This is a genomic window from Brevibacterium renqingii (genome assembly GCF_017808105.1).
Classification (GTDB): Bacteria; Actinomycetota; Actinomycetes; order Actinomycetales; family Brevibacteriaceae; genus Brevibacterium; species Brevibacterium renqingii.
The window spans coordinates 131,243-152,308 of sequence record NZ_JADBHF010000009.1; the positions used below are offsets into that span (position 1 = coordinate 131,243).

The following is a 21,066-nucleotide window of genomic DNA, read 5'->3' on the forward strand; positions in this document are numbered from 1 at the left end:
CATGTCGTACCGGACCATCGCCACCAGTGTCGAGGCCGAGATCGAGATCAAGAAGTCCCGCTTCCTCGCCCGCCTCTCCCCCGCCGCCGACGAGGGCGAGGCCCGCGCGGTCATCGCAGACTGTCGCGCCGTGCGTCCGAAGGCCCGACACCACTGCTCAGCGTTCGTCCTCGACCCGGATTCGCGCACGCAGCGCTTCAGCGACGACGGCGAACCGGCCGGGACCGCCGGCGCCCCGATCCTCGACGTCGTCTCCGGACACCAGCTGACCTATGTCGTCGCGGTCGTGACCAGGTACTTCGGCGGCACCCTGCTGGGCGCGGGCGGACTCGTGCGCGCCTACGGGCAGGCCGCCTCGGAGGCGGTGGAGCGGGCACGGATCATCACTCGGCACGAACTCGTGCCGGTGCGGGCGGATGTGGACTACGCCCAGGCCAACGCCCTCGAGCGGGCGGCCGGCAATCGGGGCTGGACGACACGAGCCGAATACGGCGGTGAGGTGGGACTCGACGTCCTCGTGCCCCTCGCCGAGGTGGACGCGGCCCTCGAGATGTACGCCGACCTCACCGCCGGGCAGGCAGAGCCGGCCGTCGGTGAGGTCGAATGGGTGTGAGCCGCAGGCTCCATCGTGCGGCGAAGCCGCGACTCAGTCGAGTGTGGCGATCTTGGCCACCTGCGCATTGGTGAGCATGACGAGGTCCTCGGGACGGATCTCGATCTCGAGGCCGCGTCGGCCGGCCGAGACGAACACAGCGGAATGATCGAGGGCGGTGCGGTCGATGACGACGGGCACGGCGTGGCGCTGCCCGAAGGGGGAGACTCCCCCGACGGGGTACCCGGTCCGACGCTCGGTCTCGGCCACACCTGCCAGCTGGGCCTTCTTCGCTCCGCGCGCGGAGGCCAGGCCCTTGAGATCGAGCTGTCCGGAGACCGGGACGAGCGCGGTCACGGGAGAGCCGTCGACCTGGATCATCAGGGTCTTGAATACCTGGTCCGAGCTGACGCCGAGCTTGTCGGCGGCCTCCGAGCCGTAGCGGCGAGTGGAAGGGTCATGATCGAAGCTGCGCAGACTGTAATCGATGCCTGCCAGGTTGAGCACTCGCACGGCCGGGGTAGCCACGCCTGTGGGTTTGGATGCAACTGTCATAAGGGGGTAGTGCCTCCTGCCCGCAAGTTCGCAGGACACAATGGGCGCTGCTGCCCAGGACCGTCGGCGATCCCGTGTTCCCGCGTCGATACGGACGGAATTGTTGTATCGGTGCTGATGGTTTACCCGCCCACAATAGGCGAAGTGTCGGCGCGAGCGCCAATTCCGACCACACGAAGTGACCTGTCGGTAGCCTGCGGGAGCGGGGCCTCGACCGCGAATTCAGCCCCAGCCGAGTTCGTGCAGCCGCTCATCGTCGATGCCGTAGAAATGAGCGATCTCGTGGACGATCGTCACGACGATCTCGTCTCGCAGATGGTCACGGTCGGCGGCGAAGTCGATGAGGTTGTCGCGATAGATGAAGATGGTGTCGGGCAGCTCGAGGCCCGAGATCCCGCGTTCGCCGATCGGGGTCCCCTCGTAGAGGCCGAGCAGGTGCCGGTCCCCGTTCTCCGGCCGGCCCTCGACGAACAGGGCGACGTTGTCCAGCTGATCGGTCACCCCGGTCGGCAGCAGCTGGAGAGCCTCGTCGAGGATCGCTTCGAACTCGTCATCACCCAGGGACTCCATACTCTCCACCCTAGCCCCACGCGAGCCCCTCCATCCGGCCGGCAGCGGCTCGAGAACAGCCTCCCGGGTCTGTGACCGAGGACACTCCCTCTCGTTTTGCATTCGGCAAATCGGGTGGGATAAGCTTAACGTCGTTGCCCACGGAGAATCCGAGGACAAACTAGGCCCCCATCGTCTAGAGGCCTAGGACACCGCCCTTTCACGGCGGCGACACGGGTTCGAATCCCGTTGGGGGTACGGTGTAAGATCGAAAGGTCTGAAACCACAACAGCAAGGCCCTGTGGCGCAGTTGGTTAGCGCGCCGCCCTGTCACGGCGGAGGTCGCGGGTTCGAGTCCCGTCAGGGTCGCGGAGCACAAGGCTCTTCTTCGGAAGAGCCTTTGTTTCTCTCGACATACTTGCAGTGTGTCGGCGACCAGGCTCTGTAGCTCAGTTGGTAGAGCGTTCGACTGAAAATCGAAAGGTCACCGGATCGACGCCGGTCGGAGCCACCAGAAGGAAGCCCCGCTTCCCCAGTTTTTCGCTGGGGAGCGGGGCTTCGTCGTTCCCCGATTTCCCGAGCGGCCCTGACCGCACGGCCTCCTGGCCTCGGACACCCTTGAAATCCACATCAACTGGAGTAGGTTGAAGGGGAGTTCGAATCCATGCACCACGTCGTTGTGAGGCATGGCGAAAGGAGCACACGATGACGAACAATCCGACGATCACGGAACTCAGCCACGAGGACAGGACCTTCCCGCCCCCAGAGGAGTTCGCCGCCAATGCGAACGCGACAGCCGAAGAATACGACAAGGCTGCGGCAGATCGCATCGGCTACTGGGAGGAGCAGGCGAAGAGGATCACCTGGGACACCCCGTTCGACACGGTCCTCGACTGGTCGGACAAGCCCAACGCCCAGTGGTACGTCGGAGGCAAGCTCAATGCCGCCTACAACTGCGTCGACCGCCATGTCGAGAACGGCCTCGGCGATCGCGTCGCCTACTACTTCGAAGGCGAGTCCGGCGACACCCGCACCATCACGTACTCCGACCTGCTGCGCGAGGTCTCCAAGGCCGCGAATGCGCTGACGGAGCTCGGAGTCAAGACCGGCGACCGGGTCGCGATCTATATGCCGATGATCCCCGAAACGGTGTTCGCCATGCTCGCCTGCGCCCGCCTCGGCGCCCCGCACACCGTCATCTTCGGCGGATTCTCGGCCTCGGCGATCGCCGATCGAGTGAAGGACTGCGGCGTCGAATTCGTCATCACCTCCGACGGCGGCTACCGCAAGGGCAAGCCCTCGGGTCTGAAGTCCGTCGTCGACGAAGCCATGGTCGACTGCCCCGAGGTGCGCAATGTCCTCGTCGTCCGCCGCACCGGCCAGGACGTGGATTGGAAGGAAGGGCGCGACCTGTGGTGGCACGATGTCGTCGATCGGCAGTCGGAGACCCACACGCCCGAGGCCTTCGATTCCGAACATCCGCTCTACATCATGTACTCCTCCGGCACGACCGGGAAGCCCAAGGGCATCCTGCACACCACGGGCGGCTACCTCGTCGGGACCTCTTTCACCCACTGGACGGTCTTCGACATCAAACCGGAGTCCGACGTCTACTGGACGGCGGCGGACATCGGGTGGGTCACCGGTCACTCCTATATCGTCTACGGACCGCTGGCCAATGCGACCACCTCGGTGCTCTATGAGGGCACCCCCGACACACCTCATCGCGGCCGCTGGTGGGAGATCGTCGAGAAGTACAAGGTCTCCATCCTCTACTGCGCGCCGACGGCCATCCGCTCGTTCATGAAATGGGGACGCGACATCCCCGCGAAGTTCGACCTCTCCAGCCTGCGTCTGCTCGGCAGTGTGGGCGAGCCCATCAACCCCGAGGCCTGGATGTGGTACCGCGAGCACATCGGCGGAGGCCGCTGCCCGGTGGTCGACACGTGGTGGCAGACGGAGAACGGCAGCATCCTCATCAGTCCGCTGCCGGGCGTGACCTCGACGAAACCGGGATCGGCCATGCGCCCCCTGCCCGGCATCGTCGCCGATGTCTTCGACGACGAGGGCCGATCCGTCGAACCGGGCAACGGCGGGTATCTCGTGATCAAGGAGCCGTGGCCGTCCATGCTGCGCACGCTGTGGGGCGACGAGGAGCGCTTCGAGAAGACCTATTGGTCGCAGTACCCCGAGGTGTACTTCGCCGGTGACGGAGCGAAGATCGACCGGGACGGCGATTTCTGGGTCCTCGGCCGCGTCGACGACGTCCTCAACGTCTCCGGCCACCGGATGTCGACCGCGGAGATCGAATCCGCTCTTGTCGCCCACCCGAAGGTCGCCGAGGCGGCCGTGGTCGGGGCGCGTGACGAGATGACCGGGCAGGCGATCGAAGCCTTCGTCATCCTCCGCGAGAGCGCCGCGGACGGCGGGGACGACGTCGTGAGCGAGCTGCGCAGCCATGTGCGCAGTTCGATCGGACCGATCGCGACGCCGCGGTCGATCATGCTCGTCCCCGACCTGCCGAAGACCCGTTCGGGCAAGATCATGCGCCGCCTGCTCAAGGATGTGGCCGAGAACCGCGAGGTCGGCGACGTCACGACGCTCGCCGACTCCTCGGTCATGGATCTCATCCAGAAAGGCATCGCCGAAAGCTGATCCGCGCCTCTGGGACCACGCCGTCCTCGGTTCCGCCCTTGCGGTGACCCACGTCATACTGATGTACTGTTAGGTAACTTTCGGGTGGGTCGCCGCAAGGCGTGCCGCGCACCCGAAAGTCGCTGAACCGACCTCGACTGCAAGGATGCAAACGAATGAAGCGTGGAACCGAAATCGACGACGCACGGGTGCTCATCACCGGAGCCGGCAGCGGAATCGGACGACTCATGGCCCTCGACGCCGCGGCCCGCGGTGCCGCCGAGGTCATCATCTGGGATCTGTCCGCCGACAGCGGAGACGCCGTGTGTGCCGAGATCACGGCCACCGGCGCAGCAGCTCGGGCATTCGCCGTCAACGTCGCCGACTCCGACGAGGTCGAAGCCGTGGCCGAACGGACCGGGCCGATCGACATCCTCGTCAACTGCGCGGGCATCGTCACCGGCAAGAAGCTCCTCGAGACCGACGAGGCAGCGATCAGGCGCGTCTTCGACGTCAATACGCTGGCTCTGTACTGGACGACCAAGGCGTTCCTGCCCGGAATGCTCGAACGGGACCGAGGCTCGGTCGTCACCATCGCCAGTGCTGCGGGCCTGACCGGAGTGGCCCGGCAGACCGACTACTCGGCGAGCAAATGGGCGGCAGTGGGCTTCACCGAATCGCTGCGCAGCGAACTGCGCACCGAGGGCAGCCGGGTCGGCACGCTCGCCTTCTGCCCCTACTACATCAACACCGGCATGTTCGACGGTGTCCGCACCAAGTTCCCCCGCCTGCTGCCGATCCTCGAGGAGACCGATGTGGCCGCACGCGTCCTCGACGCCATCGAAGCCGGTCGCGAACAGCTGGTCATGCCCTCGCTCGTGCGTCTGGTGCCGGGCCTGCGACTGCTGCCGACTCGCGCGTTCGACAAGGTCATGGACTTCCTCGGAGTCAATCAGACGATGGACCACTTCACCGGCAGGACCGGTGCGAACAGGCAGCCGACCGAGGCGAACTGAATCGGCCGTCGACGATCACCTCGCGCCGCCTCGGCTCGGGTCCACAATGGAAGCGGAGACGAGCGAAAGGGAGCGGGCATGGCCACGACCGATCTGGTCCTCGAAGGCGGCGGGGCGAAACTGCCCGGACTCGTCGGCGCCGTAGAGTCTCTGGCCGCGGCCGGGTACGACTTCCACCGCATCGCCGGGACCTCGGCCGGAGCGATCGTCGGTGCGCTGGCGGCGTCGGGGATCTCTGCCGACGAGGTGAGGCGGAGGGTGTTCGAGCAGGACTTCGCCGAATTCGAGGACCTCTCCCCCGCCTTCCGGATCACGCCGTGGCTCGGCAAGGTGCAGGGCCTGCTGTTCCACAAGGGCATGTACCTCGGTGACGCGCTCCGCGACTTCCTCGCCGAGACGCTGGCCGAGCAGGGCGTGCGCACGTGGGGCGACCTCAGGCTGCCCGACCCGGGCTCCGCGATCCCGCCGGAACGCTCCTACCGACTCGTCGTCATCGTCTCCGACGTCTCCCGGGGTCGCATGCTGCGTCTGCCCTGGGATTACGAGGATTCCCTAGGAGTCGAAGCGGACGGTCAGTCCGTCGCCGAGGCGGTGTGCGCCTCGGCGGCCAGTCCCTTCTTCTTCCGCCCGCGGTCGCTGCCGGCACGGCCGAGCACGGCCGGAGGCGCGTCCGTGCTCGGCGCCGACGGCGGTCTGCTCTCGAACTTCCCCGTCGACGTCTTCGACCGCAAGGACTCCCGACCGGCACGGTGGCCGACATTCGGCGTCATGCTCTCGGCCCGGCGCACTCCCGCTGCCCAATGGCGCCCCAACGCCAGCACCTTCGAATACGCCCGATCTCTCCTCTCGACGATGCTCAACGCCCACGACCGCCGACACATCGACGACCCCTCGGTGACCGAGCGGACGATCTTCGTCGACACCACCGGGCACAGCAGCACGGATTTCGACCTGTCCGCGGCCGCCAAACACGATCTCATCGCCTCGGGACGCACCGCGGGTGAGAAGTTCCTGGCCGGTTGGGACTGGCAGGAATGGAAGGACCGCTTCGACCGGAAGTGATCTGGCCTGGGGCCGATCGACGTGCAAGAATGAGGGCCCGAGCCTGATGCCCAGCGAAGGAGAGATCATGAGCGAGTTCGAAGCGAACGCAGCTGACCGACTGGACGAGGACCCCATCCTCGACGACCCCGATCTCGACGAGCCGACGGCCGATGAGTTGGACGACCCCGAACTCTCTGCCGCCGAGGCCGAAGCCGACCAGGTCGACGTCGACTCCGACATCGACGATGACGAGCCCATCGAGGCCTCTGTCGAGCCCGGCGCCGACGGGCCCGGGGGCACAGGCGTCGAGGGTGCCGACGACGAGCTCCTCGAAGGAGCCGGTCGGGAGGACGAGAACAATGCGCCGGACCTCTCGGACGAGTTCAACACCGACCAGTCGCCGGCCGCGGAGCAGGGAAATCGAGACGGCGACGAGATGGTCTCCGAAGGCGATGACGACTCCGAGGTCGCCGCGCTCGACGGTGACGACCTCAACGTCGATGCCCTCGCCGATGACGGCACCGAAGAGGTCTCGGTCATCGACGGCATGCCGGAGGTCATCGACGACTCCTACGAGGAGGACTGACCCTCCGCCCAGATCGTCCGCCGCCCATGGCCTAGGGTGGACTGCGGGAGAGACCGTGGCGAGGCAGAGGGGGAATTCGTGGCCGAGACGACAGAGGGCACCGAGGCGGCCGACCGACTCGAATCCGCACTGACCGGCAGAATCGACTCCCGCACCCTCGACGAGATCGCGACCCTGGCCCGACACGTGCCGCGCGCGGAGATCGGTCGCCTCGTGCACACCTCGACTCCACTGCAGTCGGCGATGCTCTTCCGGGTGCTGACGAAGGCCGAGGCTCTCGACGTCTTCGAAGATCTGCCCCCGGCCTACCAGGCCGAACTCATCGGCAACCTCCGCGAGCCCGAGGTCGCCGACATCGTCGAGGGCCTCGACCCCGATGACCGTGCCGAACTCTTCGGCGAACTGCCGGCGAGTGTGGTCAGTCGTCTGATGAAGGGGCTGAGCACCGAGGAACGGGCGATGACCTCCGCGGTCCTCGGCTATCCGAAGTCCGCCATCGGCCGGTACATGTCCCCCGAGGTGCTCGGTCTCCACGAGGATTGGACCGCGGCCGAGGCGATGGAGGTCGTGCGCGCCCGCATCGACGGACCCGAGACCGTCTATCTCCTGCCCGTGGTCGGCCCCGGCCGGGTGCTGCGGGGAGTGGTGTCCCTGCGCAACCTCATCGCCGTCGGCCCGGACACCGTCGTCGCCGACATGGTCCGCGACTCGATCAGCACGCATGCGCTGACCGACCGCGAGGAGGCTGCACGTGAGTTCCTCTCTCACAGACTCATCGCCATGCCGGTGACCGACCAGGAAGACCGCCTCGTCGGGATCCTCACCATGGACGATGTCCTCGACATCATCGACGAGGAGGACGCCGAGGACATCGCCCGCGGCAGCGGTACGGAGCCGCTCGACCGGTCCTATCTGTCCTCGACGATCCTGCGTCTGGTCCGCAGCCGCATCGTGTGGCTGCTCGTCCTCGCCATATCCGCGATCCTCACCGTCCAGGTCCTCGAAGTCTATGAGGACCGGCTCGACCAGGTCGTCGTCCTCGCACTGTTCATCCCGCTGCTCACCGGCACCGGCGGCAACACCGGCAACCAGGCCGCGACGACGGTGACCCGGGCCCTGGCCGTCGGCGAGGTGCGCATCCGGGATCTCGGACGGGTGATCTGGCGAGAGCTGCGTGTCGGCGCGGTCCTCGGCTCCGTGCTCGGCGTCTTGGGCTTGGCCATCGCCGGCTTCGTCTACGGCTGGCAGATCGGTCTGGTCATCGGGCTGACGCTGCTGTCCGTGTGCATGATGGCCGCCACCGTCGGCGGGCTGATGCCCATCATCGCGAAGCGGGTCGGAGCGGATCCGGCGGTGTTCTCCAACCCGTTCATCTCCACGTTCTGCGATGCCACGGGTCTCATCATCTACTTCACCATCGCCACCACGGTGCTCGGTCTGCGCTGAGTCCGGCCTCTCCGCGACGGTGGTTCAGGTCGACCACGCCTGCCACAGCGCGGCATAGCGGCCACCGCCTGCGACGAGTTCGTCGTGGCTGCCTTCCTCGATGACCTGCCCGTGCTCCATGACGAGGATTCGATCGGCCTTCTCGGCCTGGCTGAGCCGGTGGGCGACGATGAGCGCGCCCCGGCCCTCGAGGGCTGCCTGTGCCGAGCCCTCGAGGACATGGGCACCGGCCGAACCCGCCTCGGCGGTCGCCTCGTCGAGGATCGCGAAGTCCGGATCTGCGAGGACGAGCCTGGCCAAGGCGATCGTCTGCTCCTGGACCGCAGACAGGCGGGCCCCGCCTTCGCCGATCTCGGTGTCGAGGCCCTTCGGCAGGGATCGCGCCCACCTGGCTCCGACCGCGTCCAGGGCGGCCATGACCGCCTCGTCGGCGGCGGCCGGATGCGGCAGTGAGACGTTCTCGCGCAGGGTTCCGGAGAAGGTGTGGACCTCCTGAGCGATCATCGCGATGTGTACCCGCAGTTCGGGCTCCCCCAGCGCGGTCAGCTCCGCTGCCCGGTCCGAGGCGGCACCTGCTCCCATGAGCACAGCGTGTCCGTGTGTCGGTGCCGACAGACCCGCCGCGATCCGGGCCAACGTCGTCTTCCCGGCTCCTGTCGTGCCGACGACGGCGATGTGCTCACCGGGCTCGATGCGCAGGCTGACGCCTCTGAGCACGTGATTGTCAGAGTCCGGGTCGTCGTCGTAGCTGAACCACAGGTCCTTCAGAACCAGGGACGGGGAAACCGCGCCCAGTGTGGTCGTCCGCCTCGGCGCCGCGTGCGCCTCATCGATGACGCCGACCATGCGGGTCAGTGACGCACCAGCCGACTGGACCTGGTCGAAGAGTCCGACGAGTGCGCCGATGGGGTTGAACAGCCGGTGGAAGACCAGAGCCGCGGTGGTCACCGCTCCGGCAGTGGACTCACCGAACCACACGAGCGCGAAGCCTGCGATGAGGAGCAGCGAGAGTACGACGGCCTCGGCGCGGTTGTTGCGGCCGAAGGCGCGGGTGAGGAAGCGGAACACGTTGATCGACAGGTCTCGGGCCTGGCCGGAGGCGGCGTCGATGCGGCGCATCTCTCCGCCCTCTGCACGATAGGCGCGCAGGGTCGCGGCGCCCGTGAGGCCGCCCAGAAGCCGGCCGGCACGTCGGCCGAACGCCGCGCGCTCCTCCTTGTAGATGGGCTCCGACCTCGGCAGATACCACCGCAGGGTCAGCCAGTACATCGGCAGGGCGACGAGGCCGACGATGCCCAATCGCCAGTCGACCGCGGCCAGTCCCGCTGCGGAGACGAGGACGACGAGGAGTGATTCGACGACGAGCGGCAGCACCTGCGCGGCGGCCTCGCTGATCTTGCGGGAGTCGTCGGCGACCCGGGATACGAGATCGCCGGTACCGGTGGCCTCGATGCGCTGGGATTCCAACGCCAGCGCGGAATCGACGACCTCTGTGCGCAGCTCGGCGACGACGGGCATGGCGATATGGGCCAGCGCCCACGCCCCGATCCAGGTGCCCAGCGCCATTACGATGCCGGCGACCATCACGGCGACGGCACAGGTCCAGACCACCTCGGGTCCGGCACCGGCGGGCAGCCGATCGACGAGGTGGCCGATCGCCCACGGTCCGACGAGACCGGCGCCGGCGTTGGCCAGACCGGCGATGGCGAGGAGGACGATCCAACCTGCCCGGCGGCGCAGCAGCGGGGCGAGGCGGGCGAAGGATCGACGGCGTGAGGCGATCGACAGGGTGCGGTGCATCATCGGGTCACCGCCCGCCGGTAAGCTGCGGCGGCTGCGTCATCGCCGGCGAGGAGTTCGGAGTGGCGGCCGCGGAGGATCGGGCCCGTCGCGGGCACGTGGACGACAATGTCGGCCGCGGCGAGGAAGGCCGGGGAGCTTGTGAGGATGACGGTGGCCCTGCGCCCCGCGTCCCGGCGCAGCCTGCTGACTCCCTGTGCGATGCGGGCCTCGGTGACGGCGTCGACAGCCGTGGTCGGCTCGACGAGGACGAGGACCGCGGGGTCGGCGCTCAGGGCTCGGGCGAGGGCGACGCGCTGACGCTGGCCGCCGGAGAGGTTTCCGCCGAGTTCCTGGATCCGATGGTCGAGACCGCCGTCGACGAGGCCGAGGAGTTCATCGGTGCCCGAAGCTGCGAGCACCTCGGCGGTGACCCGATCATCGGTGTGGACCTGGTCGTCGGCTCCCACGACCATGGTGATGTTCGAGCGGATGGTGCCTTCGAACAGGTCGGTGTCGTGGGGTGCGACGATCATCGTCTCGGGTCCGAGTCCGCGCGCGTGGGTCGACAGTGCCGCCAGCAGTTCGGCTCCGTGCTCGGCGGTATCGGTGACGATGCAGGTCAGCTCCCCGAATGTCGTGATGATTTCATCGTCTCCATCCGGCCAGCCAGCGACGATGACGGCGGATTCGGAGAGGGTCACCGTCGGCAGCGGGGCCGCCGCCTCCGGGGTCTCGGGTTCCGCCTCGGCGGCGATGTCGGCGAGCAGCCGCGCGATCCGCTCGGCGGCGCCGTGGGATTGGGCGAAGAGGCCGACGATCTCGGCCAGGGCGCGCATGGGTTCGGTGAGGAAGGCGGTCATGCCGAGGATGCCGATGAGCGCGCCGACGCTCATCTGTCCATCGATGAGGCGCAGGCCGGCGACGATGAGGACGATCGCGAGGACCGCGGACATCACGAGGGCTCCCAGACCGGCCAGCCGTCCGGTGCGTTCGCCGGTGGCGATCCCGGCCGCGGCCGCATCGTCCGAGGTCTGCCGGTAGCGGTGGACTGCCCAGTCCTCGCCTCCCATCGCCTTGATCACGCGCAGTCCGTGCATGAGGTCGGAAGCCGAGCGGCCGGCGCGGGCGACGGCGTCGAGCTGCGCGGTGGCCTTCGCGGACACCGAGCGGCCGGGCAGCGCGACGATGATCAGCCCGATGGGCACGGCGACGAGGACGACGAGGCCGGTCACCGGGTCGGCGACGAGCAGGAAGACTGCGGCGGTGATCATGCCGAGCACCGAGGCGATGCCGCGTCCGGCCTGCTGGAAGGACATCGCTGCTGTGTCGGCGTCGGCGGACGCGATCGAAAGGACTTCTCCGGACGTCCGGTCGGCCGGCAGGTCCGCCGAGGTCAGCGCCGCATGGGTGATTTCGACGCGGAGGGCGTGCGCTTCGTGTTCGCGGGCGGCGTTGCACAAGCGCGAACCGAAGCGATATCCGAGGCTGAGGACGGTGAACAGGACTCCGATGCCGAGGATCGACACGATGAGCATCGGCAGAGACAGCGGGAGGATCGCGCGGTCGACGACGATTCCGATCGCCACGGGAACGAGCGCTTCGCAGACCTGCCACAGCGAGAGCATGACGGCTCCGGGCAGCAACAGCGACAAGCGCCGACGGGCGGCTCTGGTCAGGAGGGTCGAACCGGAAGAGGGAATGCGCGGCACGAAGGCTACCCTAACATCTCGGGTGGTGACGGAGACTACACTGCCACCATGCTGCCCATCACCACCGCGCTCGACCGCGGTTTCCCGTCCCTCGACGGTCAGACGTTCGTCATCACCGGGGCAAACTCCGGTCTCGGCCGGGTCACCGCCGGTGCTCTCGCCGCCCACGGAGCGCATGTCGTCCTCGCGGTGCGCAACTTGAAGAAGGGAGCGGAGGCAGCGGCGACCATGACGGGTTCGGTCGAGGTCAGAGAGCTCGACCTCGCCGATCTCGGCTCCGTGCGGTCGTTCGCCGCGGGCCTCGGGGGCCCGATCGACGTCCTCATCAACAATGCGGGCATCATGACCCCTCCCCTGAGCTGGACCGTCGACGGCTTCGAGTCTCAGTTCGGCACCAACCACCTCGGACACTTCGCACTGACGGCTCTCCTGCTGCCGCAGATCGGGTCTCGGGTGGTCACCGTCTCCTCGCTCGCCCACAAGCAGGGGACCATCGATTTCACCGATCTCAACTGGCGGCGCCGGCGGTATCGAGCGATGGCCGCCTATGCACAGTCGAAGCTCGCGAACCTGCTGTTCACCACCGAACTCGAACGACGGCTGACGAAGCGGAGTTCCGACGTGATCGCGACCGCAGCCCATCCGGGTCTGGCCGCGACCAACCTGTTCGGCCCCGGCGACCGGCGGCGGCTGCGCGATAATCTGGGCAAGGCGCTCACTCGTCTGCTCAGCCAGAGCGATACTGCTGGTGCCGCGCCGATGCTCAACGCAGCCGTGGCCGATGTCCCCGGCAATTCCTATCTCGGTCCCGGACGAGCCTTCGAGACCCGCGGCGAACCCGTCTTCGCCAGTCGAGCACCGGTCTCGCTCGACGAGGACGTGGCTCGTCGCCTGTGGGAGGCGTCGGAGTCGCTGACGGGCATCGGCTTCCTCGGATCCTCAGTGTGAGGCTCGGGGCACTCGCAATCATGGTCGACATCCTCCCGCACACGCCTCCGACGCTGGCCGCTCCCGCCGGGGTGTTCGTCGACTTGCGCCCTGACCGCGGTCAGCGGAATGCCTGCTGTCCGGTGATGTGCCGGCCGAGGATGAGGGTGTGGACCTCATCGGTGCCCTCATAGGTGCGGACGGATTCGAGGTTGTTCGCATGCCGCAGCGGTGAGTGCTCAAGAGTGATGCCGTTGCCGCCGAGCATCGTCCGGGCCTCGCGGCAGATCGCGATGGCCTCGCGACAGTTGTTGAGTTTGCCCACCGAGATCTGCACCGGGTCGAGTGTGCCCGCGTCCTTGAGACGGCCGGTCTGAATGGCCAGCAGGGTGCCCTTCTGGATCTCGAGGGCCATGTCGACCAGCTTCTGCTGGGTGATCTGGTACGCGGTCAGCGGCTTGTCGAACTGGAGACGGTTCTGCGCATAGTCGAGAGCGGCTTCGAACGAGTCTCGGGCCGCACCCATGGCGCCCCACATGATTCCGTAGCGGGCCTCGTTGAGACAGGAGAACGGCCCTTTGAGTCCTGTGACATCGGGCAGCACCGCCTCGGCGGGCAGTTCCACGTCCTCCAGAGCGATATCGCACTGGATGGAGGCGCGCATCGACAGCTTCTGCTCGATGGGGGTGGCGGTGAAGCCAGGGGTGTCGGTGGGGACGAGGAAGCCGCGGATCCCTTCGTCGGTGGCGGCCCAGATGACTGCGATATCGGCGATCGAGGCCAAGCCGATCCACCGTTTGGCGCCGTTGAGGACCCAGCCGCCGTCTGTGCTGCGAGTGGCTGAGGTGGCCATGGATCCGGGATCGGAGCCGGCGGTCGGTTCGGTCAGTCCGAAGCAGCCGATGATCTCGCCTGCCGCCATACCGGGCAGGTATCGGTTCTTCTGCTCCTCGGAGCCGAATTTGTGGATGGCCGACATCGCCAGCGAGCCCTGCACGGACACGAAGGTGCGCAGCCCGGAGTCGCCGGCTTCGAGTTCGAGCGCGGCGATGCCGTATTCGACGGCCGAGCGCCCGGGGCAGCCGTAACCGTTCAGGTGCATGCCGAGCAGGCCGAGTTCCCCCATCTCCTTGACGATCTCGGTCGGGAAGATCGCGTTCTCATACCAATCGGCGATGTTCGGGCGGATCCTCGCGTCCACGAATGTGCGGGCACGCTCGCGGATCTCGAGTTCCTCGGCCGAGAGGAGACCGGCGAAGTCGAGGAGGTCGGATGGGTCGGCGGTGGGCGTGGTGGTGTCGGCGTCGGTCATATCGGCTCCTCAGATGCGGTCGGATTCGTCTTCAACCCTGCCACCAGAATTACACGGAGTCCAAGAGGTAATATCACACTGATTGATTCAATTTTCTTATCAATGACGAGCCTCGAGGTGAAGCATGGAGTTCAGACAGGTCACGGCCTTCCTCGCCGTCGCCGAGGAGCTGCATTTCGGGCGGGCGGCCGAGAGGCTCCGTATCGCTCAGCCTGCCCTCAGCCAGATGATCCGAGCTCTCGAGCGCGACCTCGATGTCGATCTGTTCGAACGGACGACCCGGCGCGTCAGACTGACGCCTGCCGGCGAGGCGCTGCTCGAACCCGCGGCGGCGATCGGAACTCAGGTCGACGGCGCCAGGCGCATCGCCCGCTCCGCTCAGCAGGGGCTGGCCGGCCGGGTGCGCATCGGCTTCGGCGGCACGAGCGGCTATTCCATCCTCTCGCGACTGGCGCGAGAGGTCGGCGAACGGCACCCGGGGATCAGCCTGGACCTGCGTCCGCAGATGTACTGCGGGGAGGCAGCGATCGCTCTGCGCGATGGGGAGATGGACCTCGCCATCATCAGTCCCCCGGCGCCGGCCGGTGTCGAGGTCCACACCATTCGCCAGGAGAGCGTCATGATCGCAATGCCCTCCGGCCATGAGCTGGCCGGCCGCGAAATGGTCAGCATCGCCGAACTCGCCGGTCGGCCGTTCATCTCCTACGCCCCGTCCCACGGCTCCCAGGTGAGAGAGGTGATGATGCGTCTGGCCGATGACGCCGGCTTCCTCCCCCACGTCGTCCAGGAAGCGCCGGACCCCTACAGCCTCCTGGCACTGGTGGGAGCGCAGGTCGGCATGGCCGTCGTCGTCGCCTCCTCGGATCACATCCGCATCGACGGTGTCAGCTATGTTCCCCTCGCCGAGGGTGGGGACGCCTTCACACTCGCGCTCGGATGGCGGCGGAACAACCCCTCCGAGGCTCTGGCCCGCGTGGTCGACATCGTCCGCGAAGCCCTGCCGCAGGCTCAGTGAGCCGCTGGAGAGTCAGACCCAGGCACTCGGTTCTGGCGCCCCCTACCAGCTGATCACGTGCGGCACGCTGACGTGCTTGAGACCCTCGAGGCCGAATTCGAGGCCGAAGCCGGACTTCTTCACACCGCCGAAGGGAATCCGCGGATCCACGGCACCGTGTTTGTTGATCCACGTCGAACCGGCCTGCAGGCGAGCGGCGACCTTGCGGCAGGCATCGAGGTCGGTGCCCCACACCGAGGAGCCGAGGCCGACTTCGAGTCCATTGGCCCATTCGATGGCCTGGTCGAGGTCCGTGTACTTGATGATCGGCAGCACGGGGCCGAACTGCTCCTCGGAGACGAGCGGGTTGTCATTGTCGATGTCAGCGACGAGTGTCGTCGGGTAGAAGTAGCCGGGCTGCTCGGCGACCGGATCGCCGCCGGTGAGCACTCGCGCTCCCCCATCCTTCGCGGCCTGGACGAGGCCGGCGACGATGTCGTACTGCTGCTTGTTCTGCAGCGGCCCCAGCACGTTCTCCTCCTCCAGGCCCACGCCCATCGGGGACGCTCCGGCCACCTCGACGAGGGCTTGGCAGACCTGGTCGTACAGCGATTCGGGCACATAGAGCCGCTTCATCGCCGCGCAGGTCTGGCCGGTGTTGATGAAGGCGCCCCAGAACAGGTCGCCGGCGATCGCGGCAGGGTCGGCGTCCTCGAGCACGATGCCCGCATCATTGCCGCCGAGTTCGAGCGTGAGTCTCGCGAGGCTGTCTGCAGCGGAGCGCATGATCGCCTGTCCGGTCTTCGTCGAGCCGGTGAACATGATCTTGTCGATATCCGCGTGACCGGTCAGGGCGGCACCGACGGCACCGTCGCCGGGCACGACGGACAGCACATCGGCGGGCAGCGCCTGGTTGACCACGGCCACGAGCGCCTGCACGGACAGCGGCGTGTACTCCGAGGGCTTGAGCACGACGGTGTTGCCCATCTTCAGCGCGGGCGCGAACTGCCACACGGAGATCATCATCGGCCAGTTCCAGGGACCGACGGCACCGATGACGCCCACCGGCCTGTAGTGGAGTTCCGCATGGGTCTCCCCATCCTCGACGAGGACCTCGGGCTCGAGCTCGAAGGCCGCATTCGCACGCAGCCAGGCAGCACAGGCCCCGACTTCGAAACGCGCATTCGGCCCGTTGAGCGGCTTGCCCTGCTCACGGGAGAGCAGTTCGGCCAGCGCCTCGGCAGAGGCCTCGATCGCATCGGCGGCCTGGTTGAGAAGTTCGCTGCGCTCCTGCGCGGACGTCGCCGCCCAGGCGGGCTGCGCCTTCCGGGCCGCTGCCACGGCAGCCTCGATCTCGGCGGGACTGCCTTCGCGGGTACGGCCGACGACCTCACCCGTGGCGGGATCGTGGATCTCACGCCCATGGGGGTCTTCGATCGCAGACAGAAGCCCAGCTGTGGTCGTGAGGTCAGTGGTGGATGCGTCGGTGGTCATGATGCTCCTTCGGTCGGGGACTGATGTTCGTGTTGCCGGTTGGGTGGACTGGCTTTCTCATCCCAGACTTCCACCGGATCCGATTCCTGCATAGAGTTCGAGTGAGGATGCTGCCAGTCTGGCTGAGACGCTGAGGCCGTGTCTTGGCTTCACAGGCGAAGTTCTTGACGATTCGCGCACCACCCTTCCCAGCTGGAGCCGATGCCTCCAGCTCCGGGATCGCGGGCTGGTATCTTCGATTCTATCGGCGAGCCCGCAATCGAGAGGGTGTGGAGTGCACGAGGCAGAGGCATCGACGGTTCCTGCACAGGAACTGTTGATCACCATCGGCACAGGACTTCTCGCAGGCGGCATCTCCTCCGTCGACGTCGAAGACGCCCTGACCGGACTCGCCCCTGCTGTCGGTCTCGACGCCATCAACGTCGCGGCCCTGCCCAAGGGCCTGTTTCTCACCGTCGGGGCCGGAGGGGCCACACGGTTCGAACGCATCGGTCCCGATCTGCGCTTCGACCAGACCGCGAAGCTGCTCGACATCGTCGACTCTATCCACGCGCGCCGTCTCAGCGTCGATGAGGCCCGGCAGACGATCGAGGCGGAAGTCTTCGCCACCGCGCCGCGCTGGCCGGGCTGGCTGACCTGCCTCGGCGCAGTGCCCATCGGAATCGGACTGTGCCTGCTGCTCGAACCCGGTCCCGTCAACCTGGTCTTCGCCGCACTCGGTTCGCTCGTCGTGGCCGGAGCTCTGGCGATCAACAGCCGACACTCCAGCCTCGGTCCGCTGCTGCCGGTCGCCTCGGCGTTCTTCGTCGGCGTCCTCATGCTCATCGGCTGCCGACTGGACTGGCTGGAGAGTCCCCTGCGCACGATCGTCGCCACCCTGGCGCTGCTGCTGCCCGGCAGCGCCGTGGTCACCGGGCTGACGGAGATATCGGCCGGCGCTCTGTCCGCAGGCAGTTCGAGGCTCGTCTCGTCCACGGTGCAGCTGGCGATGTTCATCGCCGGGGTCGCCGGTGCGGCCGTCGTCACCGGCACCGGCGCCGAGGCGCTGGTGAACTCCCAGCTGACCGATTCCACTTGGTGGCTGTCCTCCCTCGGAGTCGCTGCGGCGACTCTGGGTCTCATCATCTACCTGCACACACCGCTCGAACACACCCTGCCGATTGTTCTCACGATCGGTGCCGCGGCTCTGGCGCAACTGGGAGTCGGTGCCGAGTTCGGTGCGGCCATCGGCGGTCTCGCCGGTGCCCTGACGGCCTCTCTGGTCGCCGTCGTCCTGTCACGTCTGCCGCGCGGCCCGATCTGGCGGATCAGCTTCGTGCCCGCCTTCCTCGTCGTGGCGCCCGGCTCGTTCGGACTGCTCAACGCCTCACAGATCGAATTCGGCGACGGCAGCAGTGTGCTGGCCAGCCTCCTCGCCGCGGGGGCGACGTTCTTCACGATCGCCATCGGCACGGTCATCGGCGCGGCTGTAGCCCATGCCGTCGAACCCCGGGACGAAGTCGTCGCCTGAGCGCGGGCCGGCTTCCCTCAGGCGGATTCCTCGTCGGCGAAGGGGGCCGAGACCCGGTCGAGGCGTTCGATCTCACCGTCGCTGAGTTCGAGCGTCGGAGCGGCCATGATCGCCTCGAGCAGCTGCGGCTCACGTGCCGAGGCGATCGGTGCGGTCACGCCCCTGGCCAGCAGCCAGGCCGGTGAGGAACCCGGCGCGAGGCCGAAGTAGGAGAACACGGCTAGCTCGTGCCGCTTGGCAACCGGCCGCATCTCGGTCTCGAATTCCTGCCGGCGGACGAGACTGTACTGCGGTTGGATGTGCTTGGCCTTGCCGGACCGGACGATCTCATTGATCGGTCTGCAGACGATCCACCGAGGCATCGATGGCGGTGCGGATGTGCTCGGGGTCCTGTGTGCGGTGGTCGGGGTGGTCGCCGACCTTCGTGGCGAGGACGATGTCATCGCGACTGCCTCGGTCGGCCAACCAGGTGCCGATGATGGTCCCGGACTCGCGACCGGCGTTCCCGGGCACCCACGCCGGATAGGGTTCGGCGGCGTCGAGGAAGTTGCCGCCGACGGCGACGAAGGCGTCGAGGACGGCATGCGAGCCAGTGGGCCCGGCCTGCGCAGGGCCCTCACCAGGGACAGCGCCGGCACGGCCGCGATTATTCCGCCGCGGCGGACCCGGCCGCCGGTCGCGCCGGCCGCGAGGTCGTGAATGAGCCTTCGTACCCGGCGCGGGCCTCCGCGCGCACCTCGGTCACTTGGTCGGGCACCATAGTGCCGAAGAGACGATCCCGCATCGCCTGCGGCAGGAGGTTGACCATCCGCGTCAGCGGCCCGATGTAGGCGGGCACGGTGACCTCGAAGCGCGGGCGATCCGCGGCGGCGACGACAGCGCGAGCGACATCAGTCGGCTGCAGCAGCGGAGCGGAACCTGTGCCGGTGCCGGCGGCCAGAGTCGTGTCGACGACGGCCGGCATGACGGCGGTGACCTCGACTCCGCTGCCGCGCAGCTCCATGCGCACGGCCTTGAGATAGCCGAGCACCCCGTGTTTGGTCGCCGCGTAGGTCGCCTCGCCAGGGGTCGGCAGAAGCGACGCGGCCGAGGCGACCGTGATGAGGTGCCCGTGGCCGGCCCTGCGCATGGCCGGAGCAGCCGCCTTGATGCCGTTGATGACGCCGAGGAGATTGACACTCAGCTGCGCGCGAGCCGCCGATTCCGGCTCTTCGTCGAAGGATCCGACCCACATCAGTCCCGCGTTGCTGACGAGGACATCGACCGGGCCCAGATCTCGACGGACAGCGTCGAGGAAGTCGGTGAAGGATCCGGTGTCGGTGACGTCGAGTCCGTACGCATGCAGCCCTGGCTGGTCGGCGACCTCCTGGGCTGCGGCGAGGTCCGTGTCGCCGATGGCAACGTGCGCGCCGGCGGCGGCGAACCGGCAGGCTATCGCCCGCCCGATTCCGTGTGCCCCGCCGGTGACGGCCACGACCGCGCCGCGTGTGGATTGTGACCTGCTCATTCCCCGACCGCTCCCCTGTCCATTTCCCGCTGCATCTCCCACAAGTAGTGGTCGAAGTCGACTTCCATAGTGTGCCGAGGCGAATCGTAGAACTGCTTCTTGTTCCGCCGGTCGTCCTTGGCCATCTGCTTGAACATGTCCTGTCTGGTCGGCAGCTCGCAATCGCCGAGGAGGATCTTCGCGACCAGCTTCGCCTGCATCTCCGACAGAGGCATGACCGCTCCCACCGGCTGCAGCAGACCGATGAAGAACAGACCCGGACGGTCGGGGTGGGCCATTCGCTTCCACAGCGGCAGGTCGTTGTTCTCGACGTCGACGACCTCGGAGGAGAGGAAAGGGAAGGACACCTTGTAGCCGGTGGCCCACACGATGAGGTCAGCCGGTGCCACAGCGCCGTCGGTGAACACGATTCGATCACTCTCGAGCCGTTCGATGCCGGGTCGCACGATGATCGCATTCGCCTTGAGCCGTTCGCGGATGGCGTCCGACTGGACGGGATGGGACTGACCGGGCTTGTGCGGCGGTTTCGGCAGTCCGTACTTCCTCAGCCCGCCGGACAGCATCGCACCGAGGCGCAGCCGTGCGGAGGTCATCCACCAGGGTGCCCAACCGGGCAGCACGACTTGGTCGGCAGCCCGGCCGAAGACGGTCTTCTTCATCACCCACTGGCCGCGTCGGATCGAGAGGTTGACGCTGCGTGCCCGATGGGAGCCTTCGACTGCGATGTCCATAGCGGAGTTGCCGGCTCCGACCACGACCACATCGCGCCCGACGAGCTGATCGCCGCTGCGATAGTCGTGGGCGTGGATCTGTTCTCCGTCAAATCGTCCCGGGTACTCGGGGTCGGGCCATTTGGCGTCCCAATGATGACCGTTGGCGACCATCACGGCGTCATAGTGCCGGGTCTCCGCACCTGCCCGGGCGGTGATGTCGACTTCCCAACCGCCGCGGCTGTTCCGGCGGACGTCTGTGACCTCGGTGTCGAAGGTGATCGTGTGAGCGAAGCCGAAGTGCTCGACGTAATCGCGGAAGTAGGCGAACACCTGTTCATGGCTGGCATAGGGCGGGTAGTCCTCGGGCATCGGATAGTCCGAGAACGCCATGCGTGGGCACGAGGTGTTGATCTGCAGGGTCTCGTAGCAGGCGCTCGTGCCGTTGGGATTGTCGAAGAGCCAGTTGCCTCCGATCTCACTGCCCTTTTCGAAGCAGTCGAAGGGGATGCCCGAGGTGTAGAGGGTCTTCGCCGCGGCGATGCCTGAGGAGCCGGCACCGATGATGCAGACCTTCGGCAGCGAGGGGTCCGGGTCGATGGGAGCGGTGACTGCCGGTGCGCGACGACTCTGTCGGATCATGTAAGCCATGCCACACAGTATTACATCGAAAATCCCAATTTTCACTATACTGGAGCC

At 67.2% G+C, this 21,066-nt stretch carries 18 protein-coding genes, 3 tRNA genes and 1 pseudogene; 12 read left to right on the forward strand and 10 right to left on the reverse strand.

Annotated elements, in window-relative coordinates; translation table 11 throughout:
* Nucleotide 1: 1 nt before the first annotated feature.
* The gene (locus tag IHE57_RS10980) at nucleotides 2-613 is read left to right on the forward strand and encodes an IMPACT family protein (protein WP_209325668.1); all 612 of its coding nucleotides are present in this window, start codon (nucleotides 2-4) and stop codon (nucleotides 611-613) included.
* Nucleotides 614-646: 33 nt separating this feature from the next.
* Here the strand turns inward: IHE57_RS10980 and ybaK are convergent, their stop codons facing one another.
* Nucleotides 647-1,147 (reverse strand): Cys-tRNA(Pro) deacylase, encoded by a 501-nt coding sequence (ybaK, locus tag IHE57_RS10985; protein WP_209325669.1) that lies wholly within the window; start codon nucleotides 1,145-1,147, stop codon nucleotides 647-649.
* A 222-nt stretch (nucleotides 1,148-1,369) separates the two neighbouring features.
* On the reverse strand, nucleotides 1,370-1,717 hold the full coding sequence (locus IHE57_RS10990; protein ID WP_209325670.1) for a metallopeptidase family protein: 348 nt from the start codon (nucleotides 1,715-1,717) through the stop codon (nucleotides 1,370-1,372).
* A gap of 164 nt (nucleotides 1,718-1,881) precedes the next feature.
* On the opposite strand from IHE57_RS10990, the gene IHE57_RS10995 reads away from it, so the two are divergent.
* From IHE57_RS10995 to mgtE, 8 genes are all read left to right on the forward strand, one after another.
* Nucleotides 1,882-1,954 (forward strand) — tRNA-Glu (locus IHE57_RS10995).
* Between the two features lie 37 nt (nucleotides 1,955-1,991).
* A tRNA-Asp gene (locus IHE57_RS11000) sits at nucleotides 1,992-2,065 on the forward strand.
* 69 nt (nucleotides 2,066-2,134) lie between these two features.
* Nucleotides 2,135-2,210, forward strand: a tRNA-Phe gene (locus IHE57_RS11005).
* A gap of 191 nt (nucleotides 2,211-2,401) precedes the next feature.
* On the forward strand, nucleotides 2,402-4,351 hold the full coding sequence (gene acs / locus IHE57_RS11010; protein ID WP_209373015.1) for an acetate--CoA ligase: 1,950 nt from the start codon (nucleotides 2,402-2,404) through the stop codon (nucleotides 4,349-4,351).
* Nucleotides 4,352-4,506: 155 nt separating this feature from the next.
* Nucleotides 4,507-5,346 carry an SDR family oxidoreductase gene (locus IHE57_RS11015; protein WP_209325672.1) on the forward strand — a complete coding sequence of 280 codons (840 nt, stop codon included), beginning with the start codon at nucleotides 4,507-4,509 and terminating at the stop codon, nucleotides 5,344-5,346.
* 78 nt (nucleotides 5,347-5,424) lie between these two features.
* Complete coding sequence (locus tag IHE57_RS11020; protein ID WP_209325673.1) at nucleotides 5,425-6,408, forward strand: patatin-like phospholipase family protein; 984 nt, start codon at nucleotides 5,425-5,427, stop codon at nucleotides 6,406-6,408.
* Between the two features lie 67 nt (nucleotides 6,409-6,475).
* On the forward strand, nucleotides 6,476-6,976 hold the full coding sequence (locus tag IHE57_RS11025) for a hypothetical protein (protein WP_209325674.1): 501 nt from the start codon (nucleotides 6,476-6,478) through the stop codon (nucleotides 6,974-6,976).
* A 78-nt stretch (nucleotides 6,977-7,054) separates the two neighbouring features.
* A complete protein-coding gene (mgtE, locus tag IHE57_RS11030) occupies nucleotides 7,055-8,422 on the forward strand; it encodes a magnesium transporter (RefSeq protein ID WP_209325675.1) in 1,368 nt (455 codons plus the stop codon).
* 24 nt (nucleotides 8,423-8,446) lie between these two features.
* On the opposite strand, the gene IHE57_RS11035 is transcribed toward mgtE, so the two are convergent.
* Both IHE57_RS11035 and IHE57_RS11040 read right to left on the reverse strand, forming a co-directional pair.
* Nucleotides 8,447-10,225, reverse strand: a complete 1,779-nt coding sequence (locus IHE57_RS11035) for an ABC transporter ATP-binding protein (RefSeq protein ID WP_209325676.1) — start codon at nucleotides 10,223-10,225, stop codon at nucleotides 8,447-8,449.
* The gene (locus tag IHE57_RS11040) at nucleotides 10,222-11,913 is read right to left on the reverse strand and encodes an ABC transporter transmembrane domain-containing protein (RefSeq protein WP_343071897.1); all 1,692 of its coding nucleotides are present in this window, start codon (nucleotides 11,911-11,913) and stop codon (nucleotides 10,222-10,224) included. The genes IHE57_RS11035 and IHE57_RS11040 overlap by 4 nt, the downstream gene beginning before the upstream one ends.
* 48 nt (nucleotides 11,914-11,961) lie before the next feature.
* Here IHE57_RS11040 and IHE57_RS11045 point away from each other — a divergent pair, with 48 nt between their 5' ends.
* The gene (locus IHE57_RS11045; protein WP_209373017.1) at nucleotides 11,962-12,861 is read left to right on the forward strand and encodes an oxidoreductase; all 900 of its coding nucleotides are present in this window, start codon (nucleotides 11,962-11,964) and stop codon (nucleotides 12,859-12,861) included.
* A gap of 100 nt (nucleotides 12,862-12,961) precedes the next feature.
* Here IHE57_RS11045 and IHE57_RS11050 read toward each other — a convergent pair whose 3' ends face one another.
* Nucleotides 12,962-14,152: an acyl-CoA dehydrogenase family protein gene (locus IHE57_RS11050; RefSeq protein WP_209325678.1), complete on the reverse strand. Its 1,191-nt coding sequence runs from the start codon at nucleotides 14,150-14,152 to the stop codon at nucleotides 12,962-12,964.
* Nucleotides 14,153-14,276: 124 nt separating this feature from the next.
* Here IHE57_RS11050 and IHE57_RS11055 point away from each other — a divergent pair, with 124 nt between their 5' ends.
* Nucleotides 14,277-15,167, forward strand: a complete 891-nt coding sequence (locus IHE57_RS11055) for a LysR family transcriptional regulator (protein WP_209325679.1) — start codon at nucleotides 14,277-14,279, stop codon at nucleotides 15,165-15,167.
* 42 nt (nucleotides 15,168-15,209) lie between these two features.
* On the opposite strand, the gene IHE57_RS11060 is transcribed toward IHE57_RS11055, so the two are convergent.
* Complete coding sequence (locus IHE57_RS11060) at nucleotides 15,210-16,640, reverse strand: aldehyde dehydrogenase family protein (protein WP_209373019.1); 1,431 nt, start codon at nucleotides 16,638-16,640, stop codon at nucleotides 15,210-15,212.
* Between the two features lie 316 nt (nucleotides 16,641-16,956).
* On the opposite strand from IHE57_RS11060, the gene IHE57_RS11065 reads away from it, so the two are divergent.
* A complete protein-coding gene (locus IHE57_RS11065) occupies nucleotides 16,957-18,150 on the forward strand; it encodes a threonine/serine exporter family protein (RefSeq protein ID WP_209325681.1) in 1,194 nt (397 codons plus the stop codon).
* A 17-nt stretch (nucleotides 18,151-18,167) separates the two neighbouring features.
* Here IHE57_RS11065 and IHE57_RS11070 read toward each other — a convergent pair whose 3' ends face one another.
* From IHE57_RS11070 to IHE57_RS11085, 4 genes and pseudogenes are all read right to left on the reverse strand, one after another.
* Nucleotides 18,168-18,512 carry an aldo-keto reductase family protein gene (locus tag IHE57_RS11070; protein WP_209325682.1) on the reverse strand — a complete coding sequence of 115 codons (345 nt, stop codon included), beginning with the start codon at nucleotides 18,510-18,512 and terminating at the stop codon, nucleotides 18,168-18,170.
* Nucleotides 18,478-18,678: pseudogene (locus IHE57_RS11075) on the reverse strand (aldo/keto reductase); the annotation flags it as partial. The gene IHE57_RS11070 and the pseudogene IHE57_RS11075, both read right to left, overlap by 35 nt.
* A 118-nt stretch (nucleotides 18,679-18,796) precedes the next feature.
* On the reverse strand, nucleotides 18,797-19,657 hold the full coding sequence (locus IHE57_RS11080) for an SDR family oxidoreductase (protein WP_209325683.1): 861 nt from the start codon (nucleotides 19,655-19,657) through the stop codon (nucleotides 18,797-18,799).
* Complete coding sequence (locus IHE57_RS11085) at nucleotides 19,654-21,018, reverse strand: flavin-containing monooxygenase (RefSeq protein WP_209373021.1); 1,365 nt, start codon at nucleotides 21,016-21,018, stop codon at nucleotides 19,654-19,656. The genes IHE57_RS11080 and IHE57_RS11085 overlap by 4 nt, the downstream gene beginning before the upstream one ends.
* Nucleotides 21,019-21,066 lie beyond the last annotated feature (48 nt).